Origin of the sequence: Williamsia muralis NBRC 105860 (assembly GCF_001598915.1) — a bacterium.
Classification (GTDB): Bacteria; Actinomycetota; Actinomycetes; order Mycobacteriales; family Mycobacteriaceae; genus Williamsia; species Williamsia muralis.
Genome location: NZ_BDAP01000002.1, coordinates 425,067 through 446,233, shown reverse-complemented (window position 1 = coordinate 446,233; position 21,167 = coordinate 425,067). Strand labels below are relative to the sequence as shown.

The window sequence follows — 21,167 nt, the reverse complement described above, 5'->3', positions numbered from 1 at the left end:
CTTCCTCACTTGAATTGCGCTGTCACGGAGCCGATGCCGCTGAAGTCAGCCCGGAAGGTCGAGCCTGCATGCACGTCGATCGCCCGGGTACACGAGCCGGGCAGGATGACGTGGCCGGCCTCGAGGCGTACCCCGAAAGCCGCGACCGTGCGTGCCAGCCACGCAACGGCCTTCGTCGGATTCCCGAGAACCGCGCTCGCCTCACCGCGAGCGATCTCCACGCCGTCCTCGAAGAGCACCGCTGAAATACCTCCGATGTCGATGTCCGACGGCCGGACCCTCCCCGCACCGAGGATGACCCCCGCGGACGAAGCATTGTCGGCGATGGTGTCGACCAGACCGATCTTCCAATTCCTGATCCGTGAATCGATCAGCTCGATACTCGGAACGATGTACTCGGTGGCAGCGAGCACGTCCTCTTCGGTGCAGACCTCCCCAGGAAGGGTTTCGCCCAGCACGTAGCCGATCTCGACTTCGATACGGGGGTAACAGAATCGCGCGGAGTCGATCGGGGCGTCCTCGGAATACACCATCGACGACAGGAGATGTCCGTAGTCGGGCTCGTCGACACCCATCATCGCCTGCATCACCTCGGAAGACAGGCCGACCTTGTGGCCGTACACACTCTCCCCGGCAGCCAGCCGCCTGCGGATGTTGATCAGCGCGATCTCGTACGCGTCGACCACATCGATCTGCTCGAACGTCGTACTGAGGGGATCGATCGGCGAGCGGTGTGCTTCGGCGTACCACAGGAGGTCGGCGGCCGACAAGCGTTCGTCATCGATCAGCATCAGGCTGTGGCCGAATCGAGCGTTGCGCCCCGTTCGGTCGCCGACACATGCCGGGCCGCAATGTAGCCGAACACCATCGACGGCCCGATCGTCGCTCCTGCGCCCGCATATTCGTTGCCCATCACCGACGCCGACGTGTTGCCGGTGGCGTACAGGCCGTCGATGACCGTTCCGTCCTCGCGCAGCACTCGACTCTTTGCGTCGCACACCAAACCGCCCTTGGTGCCCAGGTCGCCTGCCTCACAACGGATTGCATAGAAGGGCCCCTTCACGATCTCGTCGAGGTTGGGGTTCTTCATCGTCGGATCTCCGTAGTAGCGGTCGTATGCGCTCTCGCCACGACCGAAGTCCTCGTCCACACCTGAACGCGCGAAGCCGTTGAAACGGTTGATGGTCTCGACCAGCGTGTCGGCTGGGACACCGATCTCTTCGGCCAGCTCACGCAGCGTGTCGGCCTTGTGCACCACACCGGAGTCGTAGAACCCCTGAGGGAAGGGAACATTCGGAAGTACCTGCGCGAACGGGTACCGATTCTTGGCCTTGGTGTCCATGATGAACCATGCCGGGACGTGCCCGCCCTCCAGCTGCTCGTGCACGAAGTTCACGTAGGGAGCCGACTCGTTGGTGAAACGCTTTCCGGCGCTGTTCACGATCACCGACGGTGGGATACACCTCTCAGAAACCAACGGGATGACCGCACCCATGGGATGAAGGACCGATGGCATCCACCACGCGTCGTCCATCAGGTCTACTGCCGCCCCGAGACGCTGTCCCGCAACGATCCCGTCGCCGACGTTCTCTCGGGCACCCGAACTGACGTCGGCCACACCGTGTCGGGGCAGATACTGTGCCCTCATCTCTTTGTTGTGGTCGAAACCGCCTGTCGCCAACAACACGCCGCGGCGCGCACCGATACGAATGGTTGTGCCATCACGCTCGGCCACCACACCGATGACTGTTCCGCGGTCGTCGGTGATCAGTTCGGTCATCGACGTCTTCAGCCATAAGGGGACGCCTGCGTCCTTGAGGACCATGCGCATCCGTGCGACCAGGGCACGGCCGCCGGTCGCCATGTGCCGGCGTCGGATCACGTTTGAGGACACCCGCCACGCTGCGACCAGCGAGGCCCTGCGCCCCTTCCACGTTCTCTTGACCATGGCGAGGTCGTGGTAGTCCTTCGATGTGACCCACAGTCCCAGTGGGCCTTTCATGCTGTTCGGGCGCTGGAACTTCTCGTCTTCCTTCAGCGCGCGGGTGTCGAAGGGCTTGCATTCGATGGTGCGACCCAGCGCGCTCCCCCCTTCGAACTCAGGGTGATAGTCCGAGTACCCCTTGACCCAGTAGAGCTTCATGTGCGGGCTCTTGTCGAGCAGTTCCATGAGCGCGGGCCCGTTGTCGACAAAAGCGTCGAGGCGATCCGCGGGCACCTTGCCCTCGGTGATGACGTCGAGATAGCGACGGATGGAACTCCGTTTGTCCACCACGCCTTTCGCCCGGAGTGTGGGCGCGTTGGGAATCCAGATGCCGCCGCCGGAAATGGCGGTGGATCCACCGTAGGTGGCGCCCTTGTCGATGATGAGTGTGTCGAGTCCGCTGTGCGCGGCGGTGATTCCGGCCGCCATGCCACCGCCGCCGCTCCCCACGACCAGGAAGTCGACGATTGTCTCGAACTGTCGGGTGTCGAAGCGATTGTTGTCGGCCATGTCTACGTCCTGTCCTTGCGGGTGAGAAAGGCAAGCACCGCAGGGACCCAGGCATCTCGGGCCTCGATCATCGTCCAGTGCCCGCACTTGGGGAATACGTGCAGCTCGCTGTTCGGGATGTCTCGCATCGGCAGCATTGCCATGTCGACCGGGCTCACCCTGTCGTCTCGCCCCCAGGTCAGCAGCGTCGGGGCTTTCACCTTGCCGAGCTGCGACCAATACGGCGGCGCGTCTGAGCGCGCCGCCGCGACCATGGAGGCGGCAAAGGCCTTGCTGCTGTACATCCGTCGAGCGATCTCGAGGGTTGTCGGCTCGGTCGCCAGCTCCCAGCGCTCGTCGGTCAGTTCAGGGGTGATCACAGCCGGGTCATAGACCATCGACCGGAGCCAGCGGCGCAATCCTTCGCGGGTGGGGTTGTCGGTGAACTCCATCAGGAGCTTGATTCCCTCACTGGGCCCCGGAGAGAAGGTGGCCTTGCCCATTCCACTGATGGTGACCAACTTGTCGACCCTGCTGGGTTCATCGATCGCGACCTTGGTGGCGACGATCCCTCCCATCGAGTTCCCGATCATGTGCGCGGTATCGATCTCGAGACCATCGAGAAAGAGTCCGACGGCGGACTGCGCCATCGACATCGGGTGGCCGTCGCCAGGATCGCTGACCCCGAATCCGGGGAACTCCAGTACCAAACAACGGAAATGCTCGGCCAGTTCGGGAAGCACTCCCCGATAGTTCCTCCACCCGGTCACCCCGGGCCCGGAGCCGTGGAGCAGCAGCAGTGGTGGGCCCTCGCCTGCCTCATGGAACCGGAGCATCCCGAGATCGGTGTTCAACTCCCGCAGACTGCGCTCGTAGCTCACGTCTGTCGTCATGGCCCGAACGTTGCCAGCCCGGCGCCTCATCCACAGCCCAGGTCTCGTTGAGCGAGATCCCCAGCACGCCAGGGCCGGCCGGACTCTGGCGCTTCCGCTGAGCGAGACCTCGTACGGCTGCCGAGGCCGGCCGCAATAGCCTCACCTCATCATCGGCCACACAACAGAACCGGAGGTGTTCGGATGTCGATCGAAACGATGTCGCAGACCGACATGCGAAAGGCACTGGGTCAGTTCGCAAGCGGAGTCACCGTGGTCGCCGGTATGGACGACGAGGGACCTATCGGTTTCGCCTGCCAGTCCTTCGCCTCGGTGTCGCTTGATCCTCCCCTGATCCTGTTCTGCGCCGACCACCGCGGGCGGTCTTGGCCCCGTATCCGGAACACGGGCCGGTTCAGCATCAACGTGCTGCACGAGAACCAAACCGATCTGTGTTCCCGATTCGGATCGAGCAACGGGCGCAAGTACGAGGGACTCGACTGGGATCTGAGCAAGTGGGCGACGCCGTCGCTCCCAGGTGTGCTCATGCGGGTACATGCCGAGATCCACGACGTGCACACCGCAGGCGATCACGACGTGGTGATCGGCCGAATCCTCGGGTTGGAGTCGGTCACCGAAGAGCGTCCGATGATCTTCTTCCGCGGCGGATTCGGACTCGACGCGGCTTCAAAGCTTTTGCGTGCCTGAAGCATCGACTGGTTCATCGCGCGTGGCGAATCGACTACAGCCACTGCCCCGACTGCACGGCGAGCAGTCGGTCCAAGGCCTCGGCCGACCACGTGTTGTCCGGCATCGGAGGGGTTTTGCGCCCCCGGCGAGTGGTACCGGCCTCGGGATACAGGGTGCGCGTGACTTCCCGGACCGCCCGCACGACCAGGGGGGCAACCCGTTTGAGCTGAGCGGTCCGTGCGTCTCCGCAGAGCGAGATCGCCGCAACCGGGCCGTCGTATCCGCGGACCGCCACTCCGACGCACGCGGCGCCGCGCACGGACTCACCGCGCTCGAATGCCAATCCGCTGCGCTGTCGGATGCGGTTGAGTTCCTGATGGAGGGTCGGCAGATCAGGGATCGTGTGGTCGGTGCACCGATTCAGCCGCTGCTGATAGATCGCGTCGACGCGCTCCGGATCGAGCCAGGCGAGCATCGACTTTCCGCCGGCGGTGGAATACGCCGGCCCGCGTCCACCAACTCGTGAAGGCAGCGATGCAGCGAACCGTCCACCGACCTTGTCGAGGTAGATGCTCTCGCCCCCGTCGAGGACCGACAGATGGACCACCATGCCGGTCTGCATGTGCAGATCGTGCAACAGAGGCGCGGCAGCCGCACGCACCTGTGCATGACCACCGTCCCCTCCGCCGAGACCCATCGACCGCCGGCCGAGTCGATAGCCGAACGAGGCGTGTTCCACCCAGTTCAACCGGACCAGTTGGTCGAGGATGCGGTGCACCGTCGATCGCGGCAGTTGCGTGCGTCCGGCCACTTCTTCGAGAGTCAGCCGCGACGCAGGGCCGCCGAATGAATCGAGGATGAGCGTCATTCGTTCGAGCATCGAGGGCGGCAGATCCCGCTTACCGGCAGAGCGGGGGTGTGCAGCACCGGAATCAATGACCGTCATCGAGCCTCCATAACCTGGTCGAATCCGAGATCCAGGACAAAACTGAAATGAATTCTTGTAATACTAACAGCAGTCCCGGTGACTGGGAAGCGTGTCGCAGCAGCCGCTGTCGGCAGCGCTGCGAATCCCCGCTCTCTCCGGCCAACAAAACGAAAGGCTGATCCATGACCGACACCACCCCTGACGTGGCTCTTCTCATCCACACACTCACCGAGCGCGTCGCCCTGCTCGAGGACAAACTGGCGATCACCGAGTTGATGACGGCCTACGGCCCGGCCGTCGACAGCGGTTCGGCCGAGGCCGTGGCCCGCCTGTGGACCGAAGATGGCGTCTACGACGTGGACACCGGTGTCATGCGCGGACATGCCGAGATCACGGCGATGGTGAGATCGCAGGCTCACCAGGCATGGATAGATGGCGGCTGCGGGCACGTGTTGGAGCCGGGTCACATCATCGTGGATGGTGACACAGCGGTCGCAACATGCAAGTCGCAGTTGATCATTCGCGATGGTGACCACTTCACGGTCCTGCGGGTGACCGCGACCCGCTGGGAGCTGAGCAAGATCGACGGCACGTGGAAGGTGACATACCGGACCGGGCGTCTGCTCGACGGCCGCCCAGACGCACGCGCACTGCTGGCCGAGGGGGTCCGAGCCGAACATGAAGGTTGACCACTTGCGTCGAAACTAGAATGAATACTAGTTTCGTTGCAGTAGCCAACGAACTGAGGAGCTCAACATGGTGGACACACTCGATCTGGCCGGCCGCGTCGCCGTGGTCACGGGCGCGGGCGCGGGTCTCGGACGCGCGGAAGCCCTGGCGCTGGCCGAGGCGGGCGCCGCCGTGGTCGTCAACGACATGGGTGACAACGCGCATCTCGTGGTCGAGGAGATCACGTCCGCCGGCGGTCGAGCTGTCGCGCTCACCGGTGACGTCTCGGACTGGTCGATGGGCGAGCGCCTTGTCCAGGAGGCGGTCACCCGATTCGGGTCATTCGACATCCTGGTCAACAACGCCGGGATTCTGCGGGACAAGATGATCTTCAATCTGACCGAATCCGACTGGGACGACGTGATCCGAGTGCACCTCAAAGGCCACGCCGCCACCTCGCGCGCCGCCGCCGCCCATTGGCGCGAAGCGAGCAAGAACGCCGGTCAACCGGTGTTCGGGCGTGTCATCAACACGTCGTCAGAGGCTTTTCTGTTCGGCTCGGCCGGCCAGCCGAACTACTCGGCGGCAAAGGCGGGCATCACCGCGCTGACACTCTCCACCGCACAGGGTTTGTCACGCTACGGGGTGCGCGCCAACGCCATCTGCCCCCGGGCACGCACCGCAATGACCGCTGATGCCTTCGGCGAGAACAATGGTGCCGCCGACAGCGATCCGCTCGCGCCGGAGCGCGTAGCCACCCTCGTGCGCTATCTCGCCTCCCCCGCATCCGACGAGATCAATGGTCAGGTGTTTGTCGTGTACGGCAAGATGGTCGCGCTGATGCACGCCCCTGAGGTGGAGAACCGTTTCGACGCAGTCGGTTCCGCATTCTCGGCCGAGGAGCTGGCGGGCCGGCTGACCCCGTACTTCTCCGGCCGTGGAGAGTACGAGACATACGCCGCCTACGGAGTGGCCGAACTGGAGAAGCCCGCCCTGGCCACCAACGAAGGCGCTCTGCAGTGACCTCTGACCCTGCCTGCCCGCCCCGGGCGGGCAGGCAGGGTTGTCGGTCAGCAGCCGTCGACTGCCTGGGCCCCGGTTTTCACCGCGGAGACGAAAGACTGGATGTCACCCAACGAGGCGCCGATGGTCTGGCGGTGGTCGGCGCCCTCGTACAGTCGGTAGTCGATCGGGTTGCCTCGAGCACACAGGGTGTCGACCAGGACATCGGTGCCGGATTTCGGCACCACCGCGTCGGTGGAGCTTTGAGCGATCATCGTCGGCACAACCACTTTCACCGCCGCGGGCTCTTGCTTCGTCATGTAGTCCGTCAACGGACCGAGGTCGGCATCGGCCCGGAACACCTGGCCGTCCACCACCGGTGGCACGCGGCGGATGTCGTCCAGGCAGCCGGTCCTGGCGGAGTCAAGGAGCGGACGAGCCTGATCGGTCAGCAGGTCCTCGGGACGAATCGACGGATCGGCTGCTTGTGCACCGAGGAGTATCAGCGGGAGAAATGACTGCGCTGCAGCGATTCCGGGCACACCCGATTTGAAGTACTCCGGCAGTCGATCGAGTCCACTCCCGGGCGCGATGGCCGCGGCAGCTCGCAGATCGAGCTCCGGTGCACGTTCGGGAGCGTCTGCGGCGGCGAACAATGCGGCCTGGCCGCCCTGACTGTGGCCGACTGCGTACCAGTCTGTCCCGATCGACTGGTCGAGGTCACGTGCTGCCCGCACGATGTCGGTGAGCGCGTTCACCTCCGATTCGGCGTTGACATAGGGATGGACCCCCGGAGTACCCAGACCTTCGTAGTCGGTGCGAACCACGGCAAAGCCCTTACTCAGCCAATCATTTAAAGCGGCATCGACTTCGGTGAGATACGCCTGGGTCGGACCGCCGTCGAAAGCCGCGGACGGTGCGCACGCATCTGCCACGCCGGTGGTTCCGTGCGCCCAGCTGATCACCGGGTAACCCCCGGCCGGGGCGGGAGTTCTCGGTACCGCAACCGTTCCGGACACCACGATGGCGTTCCCACTCGCGTCTTCGGACGAGTACGTGATCAACTTGGTCTGGGCCGCATCTCGGAGAGCAACCGGTCCGTCGACCACGGCCGCGGACAACACTCGGCCTGCTTTCACCGGCGCCATATCGCCTTTCGAACCATCGTCTGTGCCGGACGAGCAGGAAACCACTGCCGAGGTGATCACTGCAGCGGTGGCCAGCGTCGACCATCGGACGGGCGTGGACTTCCGGCGATGCAGTGCGGCAACGATTTCGCTCATATGTGCGCCTCTTTTCATGCAGGCACTGTGACAGCGCCCACCCTTCGGGATCACAACAGTCCCGGTGAGCGAGACCTGCCTTTCCATCGGACGTCCCGCATCACACGTCGCCCGGCTCAGCGACTCATCTGTCTCCTCCAAGCCGCCCCGGCGACGATTCGGAGCGCCGAACAACATCCGATTCCGGCCAGTGGGACTGAACAGTTGGTGTGCGCTGCGTCACTGTAGCTTTTGGCTCACCGCGGCGGAGGCAGCCCGTCCTCGCCCGATCGAATCCACATGTACTGCGCCACAGACCTATACGCCGCAGTCGGCGACAGCCGCGTTCGTCACACATCACCACGTCTACTTGGAGGACACCCATGACAACGATCCCCGACCCAACGGCACCGGCAAAGCCGTTGCCCGAAGGTGGACGATTCAACCGCCGCCGCTCCACCGGGGTGATCATCGGAATCCTGGTCCTCGTCGAGATCATCAGCGCCTTCGAGACCTCGATGGTGTTCGCGGCGATCCCGACCATCATCGCCGACTTCAACAGCGACGCAGCGACGGTCGGCTGGGCGGTGACAGCCTTTCTGCTGGTCGCCGCGGCCTCAGCGGCCGTCTGCGGTCGGCTCGGCGACATGTACGGACGCGAGAGAGTTCTGGTGTTCATCCTCGCCGCCGCCACCATCGGGTCACTGATCAGCGCCCTCGGCGACAGCATCAGTGCCATCATCATCGGTCGTGCGATCCAGGGCGTCGCCGGCGCGATCCTGCCGCTGTGCATCGGATTGGCCCGCGAACACCTGCCCAATGTGAAGGTCCCTGTCGCTGTCGCCCTGATCTCCGGGACGGCGGTGGCCGCCGGTGCAGCGTCCGCCTACGTTGCCGGTTTGATGATCGATCACGCCAGCTGGCACATGATCTTCATCGTCGCGGCCGTGTACGCCGCATTCACCTTGCTGCTTGTGCTCTTCGTGCTGCCCTGGCGACGGCCGGTCGGCACCAGCCAGAAGGTGGACTTCCTCGGCACCATCGCCTTCGCCCCGGCAATCGCGGCAATTTTGCTCGCCATCAACAAGTCCGGCACCTGGGGGTGGAGCGACGCAAAGACGCTCGGCCTGCTCATCGGCGGTGCGGTGGTACTGGCGCTCTGGGTGCTGTGGGAATTGCGGGTCACCGATCCGATCGCAAACGTGCGACTTCTCGCCCATCGCAAGGTCGCGTTGACGATGCTCGCGACGCTGACGCTGGCCGCCGGTCCTTTCGGTATCAGCAACATGATCGTTCCCCTGGTGCTGCAGACGCCCACGAGCGCGCCCTTCGGCCTGGGCATGACCCCGACCGACGCCGGACTGCTGGCATTCGTCGCAGCACTCCTCGGGTTCGCCTTCACCCCGTTGAGCGGCCGGATCACGCGCACCATGGGATCGCGGGTGTCGCTCCTGATCGGCGGCCTGGTGTACGGGGTGTCGGGCGTGATGTTGATGATGTTCCACGATTCCAAGGTCGGGATGTTTGTCATGGTGGTCACCGTGTCCATCGCGACGTCGTTTGCCTACACAGCCCTGCCGAACCTCATCGTGGAAGAGGTTCCGGTCGAGAACACCAGCGAGGCAACCGGTCTCAACACTGTCGTTCGCACTGCCGGGCAGGGCGTCGGCACGTCGATTGCCACGACCATCCTGGCGTCGTCGGCGGTCGCCGGTAGCGTCGCGCCCACCGTCAGCGGGCTCAACACCGTCTCCATCGTGATCCTTGTCGGCACCGGTTTGACCGTCGGCCTCACCTTGATGCTCCGCCGCGGGACGGTCTACGCCGACGCCTGACCCCACCCGATCCCGATGATGTGCCCTTCTGGCGGACCCCACCTGGGGATACCTTCGCCACAAGGGCACATCATCGGGTTCTCCGGTCAGGCCGAACAGTTGATTTTGCGTTAGATATCGACAGCGATGCAGGTGATGCGGGGTCGCTCGCAAAGCTCACAATCGCCGCCGCCATCAGCGGCGTTGCCGGGCGTGCATACAGCAGAAGGCCCTGTTATTTTGCTGTTATCTTTCCCGCGGGCCCGCATGCGGCACCGGGGTGAGCACCGGTCCGGATCGGGCCATTCACTGGCACCACGTACAAAAGGAAACTGATGCGCGCAAAGCACGCCTGGCGAAAGTTCGTCGCCGGAGCCCTTGCCCTTGTGGCCGGAGTGGCGGTCTCGGTGGCCGCGGCACCCGGCACTGCGTCGGCAGCCCCTCAGACGGTCTACGTCTACTCCGCCGCGATGAACAAGAACATCCCCGTTCGCGTCCTCCCCGCGTCAGGCGGTGGCAGCCACGCCACCCTCTACCTGCTCGACGGCCTGCGTGCACCCAACAACAACAGCGGCTGGCTCATCGAGACCGATGTGCAGCAGTTCTTCGCGGGCAAGAACGTGAATGTGGCAATCCCGTTCGGCGGCGGCGGCAGTTTCTACACCGACTGGCAGCGCGACGACCCGACCCTGGGCCGGCAGAAGTGGGAAACCTTCCTCACCCGGGAACTGCCTGCCTACCTGAAGTCGGCGTTCAACAGCGACAACCGGCGCAACGCCATTGCCGGACTCTCGATGAGCGGCACCTCCGCGTTGAACCTTGCTTCCAAACACCCCAACTTCTACCAGGGCGTCGCGTCGTACAGCGGCTACCCCACGGTCAGCACCCCGGGGTTTGCACAGGGCATCGCCGCATCCGTGCTCGAGATGGGCGGCAACCCGGTGAACATGTGGGGCCTGTGGCCGGCCGGAGCCTGGACGGCGAACGACCCCTCGTTGCACACCGGAAACCTGCGTGGCAAGCGTGTGTACGTGTCCTCAGGTGCGGGTTCGCCGCGGACGAACCCGATCTTCAACCCGGCGAGCCCGTCGTTCGACCCGATCAAGTTCTCCCAGATGGTGCCTCTGGAGACCGCGGCGTCGATCAGCAGCCAGCTCTACGTCGCCAGTCTTCGTGTCGCCGGGGTCAACCCGCAGGTCCACATCACGCCGGAGGGTGTGCACTGGTGGACCCACTGGGAGGACCGCCTCAAAGAATCCTGGTACGGAACGCTCGCTCCTTCGCTGGGCGTCTAGTCCCACAACAGTCCGTCGGCCGCGCCCCAGAGCTCTGGGTCGCGGCCGACGTCGTTGTTGCTGTTTTCAGGCGGCCAGGTCTTTGTTCAGAGCCGGCCGGTAGAGACCGATCAGGAATCGCACACCTTGCGGTGTAAGGATGTTCTTCACACCGATTGCCACGAACTTCGCCATCGTCGTGAAGTCCTTGAACTTCGACCTGTCGAGAACCCGTTGTAGCGCCGCTTCGAGCTCCGGGTCGTCGATGTCGCCGGCCCGCAGTTCGGCAAGATTCTCTGCCACAAAGAGTTTCGCATCGCGATTGAAGTGCAACCGGTCGATCGCCTCGATGGAGATGTTGTCGGGCAACGTGGCGCACCGCTCGAGACCACCGGCGATGTAGAGATTGATCATGGTGCGCAGGCACTTTTCACATTCGCCGCAGTTGTAGGCGTTGTCCTGGTTCCACCAGCACACTCGCAGATTGTTCATCGCGGCGTCTTCCTCGATGAACTTCTCCATCTTCGCCGCCCGACTCGCCTCGACCCCGTCGTGGACGAACTCGACCGCGTCGCTGGACCAATGCCCATCCAAGTCGGGATGGGTACCCCATGGGTGCAACTGGTCGGCGGTGTAACTCGAAGGGACGTAGATCTTTTCGACCACGGTCGACAACGCGATCCCGACGTGCGCCAGCAGCGCACCGTGGCCCTGCAGCCCCCAGTTGAGCCGGTTGCGGTCGAGCCGGCCGCGCAGATCCGTCTTCACCTCGATGAGCTCTTTACCCAGTTCGGCCGCCGATTTCCGCAAGGCGTCGAGGGTACGTTCGGCGAGATCGTTGTTGGACAGATCGATGTCGAAACCGTGGATGAAGATGAGATGCGTGATCTCGTCGAGGTGTTTGAGCGTGGTGTAGTACGAATCCACGCCACCAGAGAAGAATGCGCCCACCCCGCGCCGGCCGGAGGACCTGGTGGTCTCGACCGCCATCGGGGCCGTGATCGTCACCTCGTCCAAGATGTCGGGAAACCACGAACCGAGGGTGTCCTGGGCTTTGACGCTCCCCTGCACCGCTGTCTCGCTGACGTCGCCGTACACCACCACGTCACGTTTGTTCCGCATCCCGATCAGGGTTGCGGGCGCCAGCCACGGCGTCGCATCATCCGCCAGGGGAACGTTTGCCGTGGTCGAGACCCTGTCGGTGCGTTCACCGTTGATCAGCAACGCGCTGATGCGGCGGGCGTCGTGCGAGTCCGGCGATGGAACAAGAGTGACGGGGCTGGGCATTTCTGACCTTTCTTCCGCTGATGATCCGCCATCGATGGTGCCAGCCCTGCGATGCCGACGACAGGGGTGTGCCGCCTGCGGCGTGAGTTCATACGTTCGGGCTCCCCCGTCGTCCCATCGTGCCGTGGGTGGCGTTAACGTCGCTTCATGGATCAGTTCTCAGCCCTGGTGGCGCGACAGACCGACGACGGTATCGAGACCGCGATCGAGACCGTGGACGAATCGTTCTTGCCCGAGGGTGGCACTCCGACCGCGACCACCGGCGACGTCACCATCCGGGTGTTGTACTCCAGTGTCAACTACAAAGACGCGCTCGCTCTGACGCCGAAAGGTGGTGTGGTACGCGATTATCCGATCGTTCCCGGCATCGACCTCACCGGCGAGGTCGTGGAATCGAAGTCACCCGACTTCGCGGTCGGCGATCTGGTTCTTGCCCACGGCTACGAGATCGGCACCGGTCGCCACGGCGGCTACGCCGAGTACGCACGCGTTCCGGCCGACTGGGTGGTTGCCCTCGGGGAACTCTCGCCACGCGACGGTGCCGCGATCGGGACCGCCGGGTTCACCGCGGCGATGAGCGTGCAAGCCTTGCTCGATCGCGGGATCTCCCCCGCCGACGGCCCGGTACTGGTGACCGGCGCGACCGGCGGCGTCGGTTCGGTCAGCGTCGACATCCTGGCGGGTCAGGGCTTCGAGGTGGTCGCGTCCACGGGCAAGGCGGACGCGGGCGATCGGCTGCGACAACTCGGTGCCGCCGACGTCATCGGCCGACTGCCACTGGACCCGGATGCCAAACCCCGCCCGCTCGGCAAGGCCCAGTGGGCGGGCGCCGTCGACTGTGTCGGCGGCAAGACGCTCGCCGAGGTGCTGAGCGGCATCAAGTACGGCGGCGCCGTGGCGGCCAGCGGCCTGACCGGCGGACCTGCGTTGGCCACCACCGTGCTGCCGTTCATCCTGCGCGGTGTCGCCCTGCTCGGCATGGATTCGGTGCAGATGCCGATCGAGCCTCGACGAACCATCTGGGCTGCACTTGCCGGACCGCTCGCCCCCAGGCACCTCGAGCACATCGTGTCAGAGGTCGACGTCAAAGACGTCGTCGGCGTGATCGACCAGGTTCGCGCGGGAGAGTTCTCAGGCCGGGCCGTGGTGCGGGTGGCCGGCGGGTTCTGAGGACTCAGCTCGCAGGGTCAACAGAGATGTCGACCCGGTCGGGATAGAAGGCGAGGTGCCCGGCGATCGGCGCGACCGCGTCGTAGGGCTCCTCGTACGTCCAGGCTGCATCTTTGATGACGCCTTCGTCGGTGATGACATCGAAGTAGGAGGCGTTGCCCTTGAACGGGCAGTAGCTCTCGGTGTCGCTGCGTTGCAGCACTTTTGGATCGACCGCAGCCAGCGGCACGTAAGCCACCGGCGGGTAGGACGCCTCACGCAGGGTGAGCGTCTTGTCGGTGTCGGCGACGAGCGTGCCGCCTGCGGTCACGGTCACCGAGTCGGTGCTCGGTTCCACCGTGATCGGATGGTCGGGGCCAGGGATCAATTGCGTTCTCGACATGGTTCGCCTCTTTCTCTCCCTCGATGCCAACGCTCACCGCAGCCGTGCATTCCCCGCGTCACCGATCAGCGAAGTCGCAGGAACTCCGCCGTCTTGTCGTCGGCCGGATAGAAGCTCTCGACGCTGAGTTCGTCGACCGTCACGTCGAGAGGCGTACCGAACGTGGTGACCGTGCTGAAGAACGACAGCTCACCCTGGTCGCTGCGCAGCCTCAGGTAGATTGCAACATCGCCGGAGAGGGTGGCATCTGCGTCGGCATCCTCGTCGGCGTCGGGCACCGGATACCGCTGGAGGCGGGCCAGCAGTGCTTTCAATTCCGGGTCGCCGGTCACCCTGATCTGCCGGTCGAGTCGTTCGAACAAGTGCCTGCGCCACTGCCGATGGTTGATGATCCTGGACCCGAGCCCCCGCGGGTCGAGGCTGAACTCGAGCACGTTGAACGGGGGTTCCAGCAGGTCGTCGGGAGCACCGTCGGTGAAGGCAGCAACCGCTGCGTTGGCGTCCACGAGATTCCAGTGCCGGTCCACCGCCAAGGCCGGGTACGGTTCGGTCGCGGCCAGCACCTGACGTAAAGCGCTCCGCACCATGGTCATTCGGGAACCGTCGAGCGGCGTCTCACCGTAGGACGGGGCATATCCGGCGGCGAGCAACATCTGGTTGCGCTCACGCAGCGGCACATCGAGATGCTCGGCCAGTTTGAGCACCATCGCGCGGCTCGGCACCGACCGGCCGGTCTCCAGGAAACTCAGATGCCGCGCGGAGACGTCGGCCGCTGACGCGAGCTCCAGTTGCGGCACCTTGCGGGTGGTGCGCCACTGCCGCAGCAGGTCACCGAAAAGGTAACGCTGTTCTTCGGTCATGTACTGATCTCCCGGGTTGATCTGTCAGCATTATGGACTGCGGGTTTTGCACCGAGCGCAAGTTCGACTGCTGCCCGTGGGTGGGTGTTCGACGATCGAAGAGGAGTTCTCATGACCGTGCTCGACCGCTTTCGGCTCGATGACCGGGTGGTGATCGTCACCGGCGCCTCGTCCGGCTTGGGGGTTGCTTTCGCCAAGGGGTTCGCTGAGGCCGGAGCCCGCGTGGTGCTCGCTGCCCGCCGCGCCGACAAGCTCGAGAAGACCGCCGCGCTGGTCGAGTCTGTGGGAGGCACCTCCCTGTCGGTGGTCACCGACATCACGCAGGTCGAACAGGCCACCGCGATGGTCGAGGCTGCCATGACCGAGTTCGGCCAGGTGGATGTCTTGATCAACAACGCCGGAGTGGGGACGGCCGTGCCGGCCACCCGGGAGACTCCCGAGCAATTCCGGTCGGTCATCGACATCAATCTCAACGGTTCCTACTGGGCCGCACAGGCCTGCGGCCGGGTGATGAAGCCGGGAAGCTCGATCGTCAACATCTCGAGCGTCCTCGGCATCACCACCGCAGGCCTTCCGCAGGCCGCCTACTCCGCGAGCAAGGCCGCCATCTCGGGGCTCACCCGCGATCTGGCGCAGCAGTGGGGATCGCGAAAAGGCATCCGGGTGAACGCGATCGCCCCTGGATTCTTCGAGTCCGAGATGACCGCCCAGTACCCCGACGGCTATCTGCAGCAGATGGCTGCCCGACAGGTACTGCCCCGCAGTGGCGATCCCGAAGAACTCGCGGCCACCGCGGTCTGGCTCGCCTCACCGGCCGGCGGGTATGTCACCGGGCAGACCATCGTGGTCGACGGCGGCCTCACCATCACATAGCTGTCTGGCCCGGCATCTTGTCGATGAACCCATAGACGCTGGTGATCTTCTCGTCGTTCACCGCGACCACGTCGAAGCCGATCACCACTGCCTCTACTCCGCTCTCCGGAACCAGTTCCCAGGTGAAGCGGGCGATGTTGTGGTGCGTCTCGAACACGTCACCCCGAACGAACCGCATCCCCGCGAATTGTTGCTGAGCGCCGGCGAGCACCTGATCGATCGCTTCTGTGCCCGTCACCGAAGCGAGCGGATCGGTGTAGACACCCTCGGGGTCCCAGACCTTCTCGACGATTGCTCGCCGTGCGCCTGGATCGGTTTCGTTCCAGGCGCTCAGGTAGTCGTCGACCAGGGCGGTCATCTCGGTCATCGCATCTCCTTCGTCTTGCGTTGATGTTGTGATGACCATGCTGCTGCGCCGCGGTGGGTTGGAGCGATGACCTCCGGGGTAATAGTTTTCGGTCCGCGGCCCACCCCTTCCGTACGGTGGTCACCACAGGACGACGTGTACCGATGAGAGGACCCCATGACCTTTCCGCATGAAAACGAAGAGCCTGTCGGCGAAACCGACGAGACAGCCGAGCAGAAGAAGACGTACGAAGCAGGTGAAGAAGGCACCGGGGAAGAACGCGACCATGCTCTCGGTGGCAGCGAGGGCACGTCCGACGGTCAGTAGATGACCGCGTCGCGGACCTGAATCCGTTGATGTCGCCGACACCGCCGACATAGGGTTCGAAGCGAGCCGGGCACTGTTTCCAGCGATCCGCTGGCCTCATCATCCGGTTCACCGGACCGAGGATGTGAGATGAACACCGACGCCAGCAACGCACCGGCCATCGTCGTGGGGATCGATGGCTCCGAGGCCGCACTCGGCGCCGCCCGATGGGCGGCGGACTATGCCGCAGCAAGCCATTCGCCTCTGTCCCTCTTCCACGCGATACCTCGGATCGACTGGTACTTCGCCAACGCCATGGTGTTCACGCCCGAGGCCTTGGCCACCGAACTCGCCGAGGAGGGCCGCAAGAAGATCGACGAGGCGGAATCCGCCATCCGGGCGGTGCATCCTGATCTGACCGTCGAGCGGCACATCGTGAACGAGGCCGTCGGTCCGGCGTTCGAAAAAGTCTCGGCCACTGCGAGGTTGGTGGTCATCGGATCTCACTGGACCAGCGCGGCAAGCGATCTCATCCTCGGCGGCCATGTGATCCGGATCGTCAACAACTCGCGCTGCCCGGTCTTGGTGTGGCGCAGGACGGCCTGCCCCGACACCGACGAGACGCTACCCGTTGTTGTCGGAGTGGACGAGTCGGAGAACTCGACGCGCGCGCTGGATTCGGCGTTCGAGGTCGCCGACACGCTGCGCGCACCGGTGACGGTTGCGCACATGTGGGAGACCGGCGCCGCGGTCGGCCTCGGCTACTGCGAGGGGCCGGTCGACTGGAACCTGCTGCACCTGTTGCAATCCAACCAGGAACAGAAGTTGGACGAATTGGTCGCACCGTTGCGCGCGCGTTTCCCCGGGGCCCACGTCAACAAGATCTACACCGACACCGGGCCGGCCAAGGGGCTCAAGGAACTCTCCCGATCCGCACAACTCGTGGTCGTGGGCAGTCGTGGGCACGGCAAACTCGCCGGGGCCGTGCTGGGTTCAGTCAGCCAGAGTCTGATCCACCACGCGGATTGTTCGGTGCTCGTGGTGCATTGACCATGACCACCTGAGCCCGGGCATTTGTGAAATCATTTCGGTTCGCAACACCAAAAAACACGCAACCCTACTCGCAAATGTGCGAAATAGATAGTTTTGTCAATAAAGCCGAAAACGCTACGGAAACTATTTCCTCATCGAGGGCGTCGTAGCGGTGGACCAACAATGGTGCGCGTGGGGCAGAAAGACATCTTCCCAGCTCAGTCGGCAGATTCTCACCCCGTAAGCACTGCCTACCCAACAATATTTAACCGGTAACAAAATGGTGCTAATTAGGTATAAGGGGGTACGTTAGAAAAACAACCGAAAAGAGCCGATATGAAAAAGCAAACCAAAGCTGCAGCTGCCGCCGGCGCGGGAGCCATACTTCTACTCGGCGGGGCCGGCAGTCTGGCCTACTGGAATGACTCCAGTAGTACCCCCGACGCAGCCATCAGCTCTGGCACGCTTTCGCTTGATGACTGCACCGGCGACGGAACTTGGACCGACGTTAATCATGGTGGCACCACGATCACCGACATCGACGCGTTCCGGATCGTCCCGGGTGATGTGGTGTCCTACACCTGCGAGACGGCTGTCAACGCCACCGGCGACAACCTGACGGCAACCCTGACCGCCGACGTCGGCGGGGTGACAGGCGACCAAGAACTGGAAGACGCTTTGAATCCGCCTGTCGTGAGCGTGACAGCGAACGGCGTCGAACTGCCGAGTGATGATTCCGGAGTTCAGATCACTCCGGCAGCTCTGGACGCCGACCAGCCGATCGTGGTCTCGGTGACAATGACATTCGACCCCCTGACTGACGGGACGACGGCTCAGACCCAGACCGTCAATCTTGCCGCCACCCAGCTCGTCTTGACACAGAACACCAACCCGGCGCCGTAGGCAGCCAAGCCTATTCGCTCCCGCGGCAGACCAACAGCCATGACCGCCGACGACAACTCAACGCACGAGCCCACCGGACTGTGGTGGTGGATCCGAACAACAGTGAGTTGGTCACTGCTGCTCGGAATGCTCGCGCTGTTGGTCCTCGTCATCCTCGTTCCCGCGATCGCCGGCGCGGAGCGCTTCACCGTGTTGACCGGTTCCATGAAACCGACGTATCCACCCGGGACCTTGATCGTGGTCAAACCCGTTGAGGCAAAAGAACTACGCATCGGGTTGCCGATCACCTACCAGTTGCAGACCGGGCAGTCGGCGGTGGTCACGCACCGGATTGTGTCGACGACACAGAACGCGAAAGGCGAGCGCGCATTTGTGACGCGCGGCGACGCCAACGACAGTCCAGACGCGAAACCAGTTGTCGCCGAGCAAGTTCGTGGCGAGGTCTGGTATAGCGTCCCCTATCTCGGCTACGTCAACAACTGGCTCACCGGTCAACAAAGAGCGTGGACCATCGGTGTGCTGGTGATCGGATTGTTCTCCTACGCAATGTTCATGACCGCCGGAGCTCTACGAGACGGACGCCGGGCACGACATAAGAAGTTGGACAACGACGGACCCGACACCTTGCCTTCTGACTCCGCGCGAACCGGACAGCATTCGTCTGTCCACCAGGGTGATCTCACCCCCAACCCGATCAGTAGCTCTGACGAGCGTCTGCAAGTAGAAGAGGCCGAAAAGTGAACCGCAATGCCAAGGGCGCCCTCGCCGCCGGTGCCGCTGTCGTCGTTCTGCTCGGCGGTGCAGGTTCCTACGCACTCTGGAGTGACTCGGCATCGAGCACCCCGGGAAACCTGACCTCTGGGGAGCTCAAATTGACGGCAACCGGAACGTCCGCGTGGAAGGACGTCTCGACTGACGGAATCGTGGGCGGAACTGCCATCAACCCCCTGATCGATCTCCTGGTTCCGCGCGACACGTGGGAATACACCTCCAGTTACACGGCAACAGCCACAGGAAAGAACATGAAGGCTCAGGTCACCGTCAATCCCGGTACCGCGGGAACCCCGCCGACCGGCGTGACGATCACCCCGGCAGCTTCGGTGGACGGTACTACGGCGACCGGTGGTGCCATCACGATCGCGCCCGGCACCCCACACACCGTCATCGTCAAAGTCACTGTTGCGTTTGCTGATGTCACAGGCACCACCAGCCAGGTCTCGCCGGTGAACGTGTCCGGTATGTCCGTCAGCCTGAACCAAGTTCGTCCCTGATCATGATGCGGCCGGTTCTCGCCCGGCTTCTGGTCGTAGCGACACTGGGAGCGATCGTCGCACTGTCTCTGGCGGCAGTGCGATCGACCGATGCCCTCTGGTCTGATCAGGGAACCACTGCAACCACCACGGTCAACACCGGGCAACTGAAATTGGTGGCGGGAACCGGTTCTGGCTCCACCTACCAGTTCGCGGGACTGAACGGATCCGGGATCCTGCCGGGTCAGCAGAACCAGGCACCGCTGGCGGTCACGAACGCCGGCAGCACACCGCTGCGGTACAAACTCAACAGTGCCGGGCCGCAGGTCACGTCCGGCCCGGGCGTCACCGTGTCACTCTCCGGAACGGTGATGGGGGCGGGGGCCACGTGCAGTACCGGCGTGCTGCCGGGAGTCACGGCTTTCACGGCGTTCAGCGCCACCAGCTCCACCACCGCCGCCACCAGCCCGTGGCGTTCACTGGCCAAGGGTGCAACCGAAAGCTGGTGCATCAGGAGCGCTCTGACATCGGTGAATCCACCCGGTACGGGCACCGTATCGGCCACCTACACAGTGCTGTTCGCCTTCGGAACCGAACAGACGCGATCATGATCACAGAACATGCCAGCACATCCGCACTGCCTGCGAGCTCGGGCCGTGGGCATCGTACCGGGCCGCTGTGGTGGACCCTGCAGATCATCACGTGGCTTATCTTGATGATCCTGGTGGCGATTCTGCTCGCGGCCATCGTGCTACCGAAAATTGCGGGCGCTCAGCCGTACACAGTCCTCACCTCGTCCATGAAGCCCGGGTACCCACCAGGAACGCTCATCGTCGTACAGAAGGTCGACACGACGGAACTGGCGATCGGGGACGTCGTCACCTATCAGATGGAGTCGGACAAATCCGATGTGATCACCCACCGGGTCGTCGGCTTCACCTTCGATCAGCAAGGCAACCAGCTACTCACCACGCAAGGTGATGCCGTGGCCGTCCCCGATGCCAACCCGGTGGTGTCGGAGCAAGTCCGTGGAAAACTCTGGTACGCGATCCCGTATCTCGGCTACGTGAACAACTGGGTCAGCGGTTCGACCCGCCTCATCCTCGTCTACGTCCTTGCGAGTGTTCTGGTTCTCTACGCTGCAACCCAATTCGTGGGTTCCGTGCGCGAGCGGCGCGCTTCGAGGAGCCCAACGTGATGTCCTGGTTGCGAGCTCTGACCTCAGCGCTGATCAGTCGACGACTTCGCGCGATCTTATCGATCGGGATGGTCATCGGCATCAGCGTGGTGGGCACGATGGCCCTCTGGTCGTCCACTGTGAGCACTCAATCAGGTGTGTTCACCACTGCCACCATCGATATCCACATCCTCGACAACGGCACAGAGACCGCGTCTTTCGCGTTCGCTCCCGTGGGTCTCCTGCCGGGGCAGTCGGCCGCGAAAGTCATCACCGTGAGCAATACCGGATCGGCGGCGTTCACCTACAACGCGCTGGTGTCCAGTGCCAACGCGCTCGGCCAGGGCATGACGCTCAAGGTGGTGGCCGGAGCGACGGCGACCAACGGAACCTGCGGTACCGGAACCACACTCACCACCAGCGCGACCATCACCAGCACGGCGACGGCATTCTTCACCGGGCGTGGACCGGTCGCAGCTTCCGGAGGGACCGACGCACTGTGCCTTCAACTCAGCCTCCCGATCACGGCACTGGCCGGCCTGGCCGGCACGTCCGGTTCCGTTGTGTTCACCTTCAACGCCGGCGCAGGTATCTGAC

At 63.9% G+C, this 21,167-nt stretch carries 24 protein-coding genes; 15 read left to right on the top strand and 9 right to left on the bottom strand.

The features are described 5' to 3' along the window. Positions 1-5 precede the first annotated feature (5 nt). The 3 genes from WIMU1_RS08940 to WIMU1_RS08930 are packed head-to-tail and all read right to left on the bottom strand — an operon-like array spanning position 6 to position 3,366. Positions 6-791: a 2-keto-4-pentenoate hydratase gene (locus tag WIMU1_RS08940; protein ID WP_062796544.1), complete on the bottom strand. Its 786-nt coding sequence runs from the start codon at positions 789-791 to the stop codon at positions 6-8. After that, positions 791-2,494, bottom strand: coding sequence for an FAD-binding protein (locus WIMU1_RS08935; RefSeq protein ID WP_062796542.1), 1,704 nt, complete (start codon positions 2,492-2,494; stop codon positions 791-793). Before WIMU1_RS08935 ends, WIMU1_RS08940 begins: the two co-directional genes overlap by 1 nt. A 2-nt stretch (positions 2,495-2,496) precedes the next feature. After that, positions 2,497-3,366, bottom strand: a complete 870-nt coding sequence (locus tag WIMU1_RS08930) for an alpha/beta fold hydrolase (protein WP_062796540.1) — start codon at positions 3,364-3,366, stop codon at positions 2,497-2,499. A gap of 183 nt (positions 3,367-3,549) precedes the next feature. Between WIMU1_RS08930 and WIMU1_RS08925 the strand changes: the two genes are divergently transcribed. After that, entirely contained in the window at positions 3,550-4,053 is a 504-nt protein-coding gene (locus WIMU1_RS08925; RefSeq protein ID WP_062796538.1) for a flavin reductase family protein, read from the top strand. Positions 4,054-4,087: 34 nt separating this feature from the next. Here the strand turns inward: WIMU1_RS08925 and WIMU1_RS08920 are convergent, their stop codons facing one another. After that, positions 4,088-4,981 (bottom strand): IclR family transcriptional regulator, encoded by an 894-nt coding sequence (locus tag WIMU1_RS08920; RefSeq protein ID WP_023954454.1) that lies wholly within the window; start codon positions 4,979-4,981, stop codon positions 4,088-4,090. 164 nt (positions 4,982-5,145) lie between these two features. On the opposite strand from WIMU1_RS08920, the gene WIMU1_RS08915 reads away from it, so the two are divergent. After that, complete coding sequence (locus WIMU1_RS08915) at positions 5,146-5,652, top strand: nuclear transport factor 2 family protein (RefSeq protein ID WP_062796536.1); 507 nt, start codon at positions 5,146-5,148, stop codon at positions 5,650-5,652. A 67-nt stretch (positions 5,653-5,719) separates the two neighbouring features. Next, positions 5,720-6,655, top strand: a complete 936-nt coding sequence (locus tag WIMU1_RS08910) for a 3-oxoacyl-ACP reductase (protein ID WP_062796534.1) — start codon at positions 5,720-5,722, stop codon at positions 6,653-6,655. 47 nt (positions 6,656-6,702) lie between these two features. Here the strand turns inward: WIMU1_RS08910 and WIMU1_RS08905 are convergent, their stop codons facing one another. Further along, a complete protein-coding gene (locus WIMU1_RS08905) occupies positions 6,703-7,917 on the bottom strand; it encodes a lipase family protein (RefSeq protein ID WP_084248117.1) in 1,215 nt (404 codons plus the stop codon). Between the two features lie 362 nt (positions 7,918-8,279). Here WIMU1_RS08905 and WIMU1_RS08900 point away from each other — a divergent pair, with 362 nt between their 5' ends. Together WIMU1_RS08900 and WIMU1_RS08895 are read left to right on the top strand one after the other, a co-directional pair. Beyond that, positions 8,280-9,731: an MFS transporter gene (locus WIMU1_RS08900; RefSeq protein ID WP_174548715.1), complete on the top strand. Its 1,452-nt coding sequence runs from the start codon at positions 8,280-8,282 to the stop codon at positions 9,729-9,731. Between the two features lie 314 nt (positions 9,732-10,045). Next, a complete protein-coding gene (locus tag WIMU1_RS08895) occupies positions 10,046-11,005 on the top strand; it encodes an alpha/beta hydrolase (RefSeq protein ID WP_062796532.1) in 960 nt (319 codons plus the stop codon). 66 nt (positions 11,006-11,071) lie between these two features. Here the strand turns inward: WIMU1_RS08895 and WIMU1_RS08890 are convergent, their stop codons facing one another. Further along, positions 11,072-12,271, bottom strand: coding sequence for an adenine nucleotide alpha hydrolase family protein (locus tag WIMU1_RS08890; RefSeq protein WP_062796530.1), 1,200 nt, complete (start codon positions 12,269-12,271; stop codon positions 11,072-11,074). Between the two features lie 147 nt (positions 12,272-12,418). On the opposite strand from WIMU1_RS08890, the gene WIMU1_RS08885 reads away from it, so the two are divergent. Then, a complete protein-coding gene (locus WIMU1_RS08885) occupies positions 12,419-13,441 on the top strand; it encodes an oxidoreductase (RefSeq protein WP_062796528.1) in 1,023 nt (340 codons plus the stop codon). 4 nt (positions 13,442-13,445) lie between these two features. On the opposite strand, the gene WIMU1_RS08880 is transcribed toward WIMU1_RS08885, so the two are convergent. Next, complete coding sequence (locus tag WIMU1_RS08880) at positions 13,446-13,823, bottom strand: DUF427 domain-containing protein (RefSeq protein ID WP_062796526.1); 378 nt, start codon at positions 13,821-13,823, stop codon at positions 13,446-13,448. Positions 13,824-13,888: 65 nt separating this feature from the next. Continuing rightward, a complete protein-coding gene (locus WIMU1_RS08875) occupies positions 13,889-14,683 on the bottom strand; it encodes a helix-turn-helix domain-containing protein (RefSeq protein WP_062796524.1) in 795 nt (264 codons plus the stop codon). 111 nt (positions 14,684-14,794) lie between these two features. Between WIMU1_RS08875 and WIMU1_RS08870 the strand changes: the two genes are divergently transcribed. Beyond that, entirely contained in the window at positions 14,795-15,556 is a 762-nt protein-coding gene (locus WIMU1_RS08870) for an SDR family NAD(P)-dependent oxidoreductase (RefSeq protein ID WP_023954463.1), read from the top strand. On the opposite strand, the gene WIMU1_RS08865 is transcribed toward WIMU1_RS08870, so the two are convergent. Then, positions 15,549-15,923, bottom strand: a complete 375-nt coding sequence (locus WIMU1_RS08865) for a nuclear transport factor 2 family protein (RefSeq protein ID WP_062797504.1) — start codon at positions 15,921-15,923, stop codon at positions 15,549-15,551. The genes WIMU1_RS08870 and WIMU1_RS08865 overlap by 8 nt on opposite strands. A gap of 156 nt (positions 15,924-16,079) precedes the next feature. Between WIMU1_RS08865 and WIMU1_RS26385 the strand changes: the two genes are divergently transcribed. From WIMU1_RS26385 to WIMU1_RS08830, 8 genes are all read left to right on the top strand, one after another. Next, positions 16,080-16,229, top strand: coding sequence for a hypothetical protein (locus tag WIMU1_RS26385; RefSeq protein WP_165842475.1), 150 nt, complete (start codon positions 16,080-16,082; stop codon positions 16,227-16,229). 129 nt (positions 16,230-16,358) lie between these two features. After that, positions 16,359-17,258, top strand: coding sequence for a universal stress protein (locus WIMU1_RS08860; protein WP_062796522.1), 900 nt, complete (start codon positions 16,359-16,361; stop codon positions 17,256-17,258). A gap of 318 nt (positions 17,259-17,576) precedes the next feature. Continuing rightward, entirely contained in the window at positions 17,577-18,143 is a 567-nt protein-coding gene (locus tag WIMU1_RS08855) for an alternate-type signal peptide domain-containing protein (RefSeq protein ID WP_062796520.1), read from the top strand. A 39-nt stretch (positions 18,144-18,182) separates the two neighbouring features. Continuing rightward, positions 18,183-18,884, top strand: coding sequence for a signal peptidase I (locus WIMU1_RS08850; RefSeq protein WP_084248116.1), 702 nt, complete (start codon positions 18,183-18,185; stop codon positions 18,882-18,884). Next, positions 18,881-19,414, top strand: coding sequence for an alternate-type signal peptide domain-containing protein (locus tag WIMU1_RS08845; RefSeq protein ID WP_062796518.1), 534 nt, complete (start codon positions 18,881-18,883; stop codon positions 19,412-19,414). Before WIMU1_RS08850 ends, WIMU1_RS08845 begins: the two co-directional genes overlap by 4 nt. Positions 19,415-19,416: 2 nt before the next feature. Further along, entirely contained in the window at positions 19,417-20,004 is a 588-nt protein-coding gene (locus tag WIMU1_RS08840; RefSeq protein WP_062796516.1) for a hypothetical protein, read from the top strand. Further along, the gene (locus WIMU1_RS08835; RefSeq protein WP_084248115.1) at positions 20,001-20,591 is read left to right on the top strand and encodes a signal peptidase I; all 591 of its coding nucleotides are present in this window, start codon (positions 20,001-20,003) and stop codon (positions 20,589-20,591) included. The genes WIMU1_RS08840 and WIMU1_RS08835 overlap by 4 nt, the downstream gene beginning before the upstream one ends. Beyond that, positions 20,591-21,166, top strand: a complete 576-nt coding sequence (locus WIMU1_RS08830; RefSeq protein WP_062796515.1) for a hypothetical protein — start codon at positions 20,591-20,593, stop codon at positions 21,164-21,166. Before WIMU1_RS08835 ends, WIMU1_RS08830 begins: the two co-directional genes overlap by 1 nt. Position 21,167 lies beyond the last annotated feature (1 nt).

Excerpts from the sequence above, each read along its gene's own strand:
- WIMU1_RS08940 (WP_062796544.1), bottom strand. The coding sequence starts at position 791 with ATGCTGATCGATGACGAACGCTTGTCGGCCGCCGACCTCCTGTGGTAC.
- WIMU1_RS08935 (WP_062796542.1), bottom strand. The coding sequence starts at position 2,494 with ATGGCCGACAACAATCGCTTCGACACCCGACAGTTCGAGACAATCGTC.
- WIMU1_RS08930 (WP_062796540.1), bottom strand. The coding sequence starts at position 3,366 with ATGACGACAGACGTGAGCTACGAGCGCAGTCTGCGGGAGTTGAACACC.
- WIMU1_RS08925 (WP_062796538.1), top strand. The coding sequence starts at position 3,550 with ATGTCGATCGAAACGATGTCGCAGACCGACATGCGAAAGGCACTGGGT.
- WIMU1_RS08920 (WP_023954454.1), bottom strand. The coding sequence starts at position 4,981 with ATGACGGTCATTGATTCCGGTGCTGCACACCCCCGCTCTGCCGGTAAG.
- WIMU1_RS08915 (WP_062796536.1), top strand. The coding sequence starts at position 5,146 with ATGACCGACACCACCCCTGACGTGGCTCTTCTCATCCACACACTCACC.
- WIMU1_RS08910 (WP_062796534.1), top strand. The coding sequence starts at position 5,720 with ATGGTGGACACACTCGATCTGGCCGGCCGCGTCGCCGTGGTCACGGGC.
- WIMU1_RS08905 (WP_084248117.1), bottom strand. The coding sequence starts at position 7,917 with ATGAGCGAAATCGTTGCCGCACTGCATCGCCGGAAGTCCACGCCCGTC.
- WIMU1_RS08900 (WP_174548715.1), top strand. The coding sequence starts at position 8,280 with ATGACAACGATCCCCGACCCAACGGCACCGGCAAAGCCGTTGCCCGAA.
- WIMU1_RS08895 (WP_062796532.1), top strand. The coding sequence starts at position 10,046 with ATGCGCGCAAAGCACGCCTGGCGAAAGTTCGTCGCCGGAGCCCTTGCC.
- WIMU1_RS08890 (WP_062796530.1), bottom strand. The coding sequence starts at position 12,271 with ATGCCCAGCCCCGTCACTCTTGTTCCATCGCCGGACTCGCACGACGCC.
- WIMU1_RS08885 (WP_062796528.1), top strand. The coding sequence starts at position 12,419 with ATGGATCAGTTCTCAGCCCTGGTGGCGCGACAGACCGACGACGGTATC.
- WIMU1_RS08880 (WP_062796526.1), bottom strand. The coding sequence starts at position 13,823 with ATGTCGAGAACGCAATTGATCCCTGGCCCCGACCATCCGATCACGGTG.
- WIMU1_RS08875 (WP_062796524.1), bottom strand. The coding sequence starts at position 14,683 with ATGACCGAAGAACAGCGTTACCTTTTCGGTGACCTGCTGCGGCAGTGG.
- WIMU1_RS08870 (WP_023954463.1), top strand. The coding sequence starts at position 14,795 with ATGACCGTGCTCGACCGCTTTCGGCTCGATGACCGGGTGGTGATCGTC.
- WIMU1_RS08865 (WP_062797504.1), bottom strand. The coding sequence starts at position 15,923 with ATGACCGAGATGACCGCCCTGGTCGACGACTACCTGAGCGCCTGGAAC.
- WIMU1_RS26385 (WP_165842475.1), top strand. The coding sequence starts at position 16,080 with ATGACCTTTCCGCATGAAAACGAAGAGCCTGTCGGCGAAACCGACGAG.
- WIMU1_RS08860 (WP_062796522.1), top strand. The coding sequence starts at position 16,359 with ATGAACACCGACGCCAGCAACGCACCGGCCATCGTCGTGGGGATCGAT.
- WIMU1_RS08855 (WP_062796520.1), top strand. The coding sequence starts at position 17,577 with ATGAAAAAGCAAACCAAAGCTGCAGCTGCCGCCGGCGCGGGAGCCATA.
- WIMU1_RS08850 (WP_084248116.1), top strand. The coding sequence starts at position 18,183 with ATGACCGCCGACGACAACTCAACGCACGAGCCCACCGGACTGTGGTGG.
- WIMU1_RS08840 (WP_062796516.1), top strand. The coding sequence starts at position 19,417 with ATGATGCGGCCGGTTCTCGCCCGGCTTCTGGTCGTAGCGACACTGGGA.
- WIMU1_RS08835 (WP_084248115.1), top strand. The coding sequence starts at position 20,001 with ATGATCACAGAACATGCCAGCACATCCGCACTGCCTGCGAGCTCGGGC.
- WIMU1_RS08830 (WP_062796515.1), top strand. The coding sequence starts at position 20,591 with ATGTCCTGGTTGCGAGCTCTGACCTCAGCGCTGATCAGTCGACGACTT.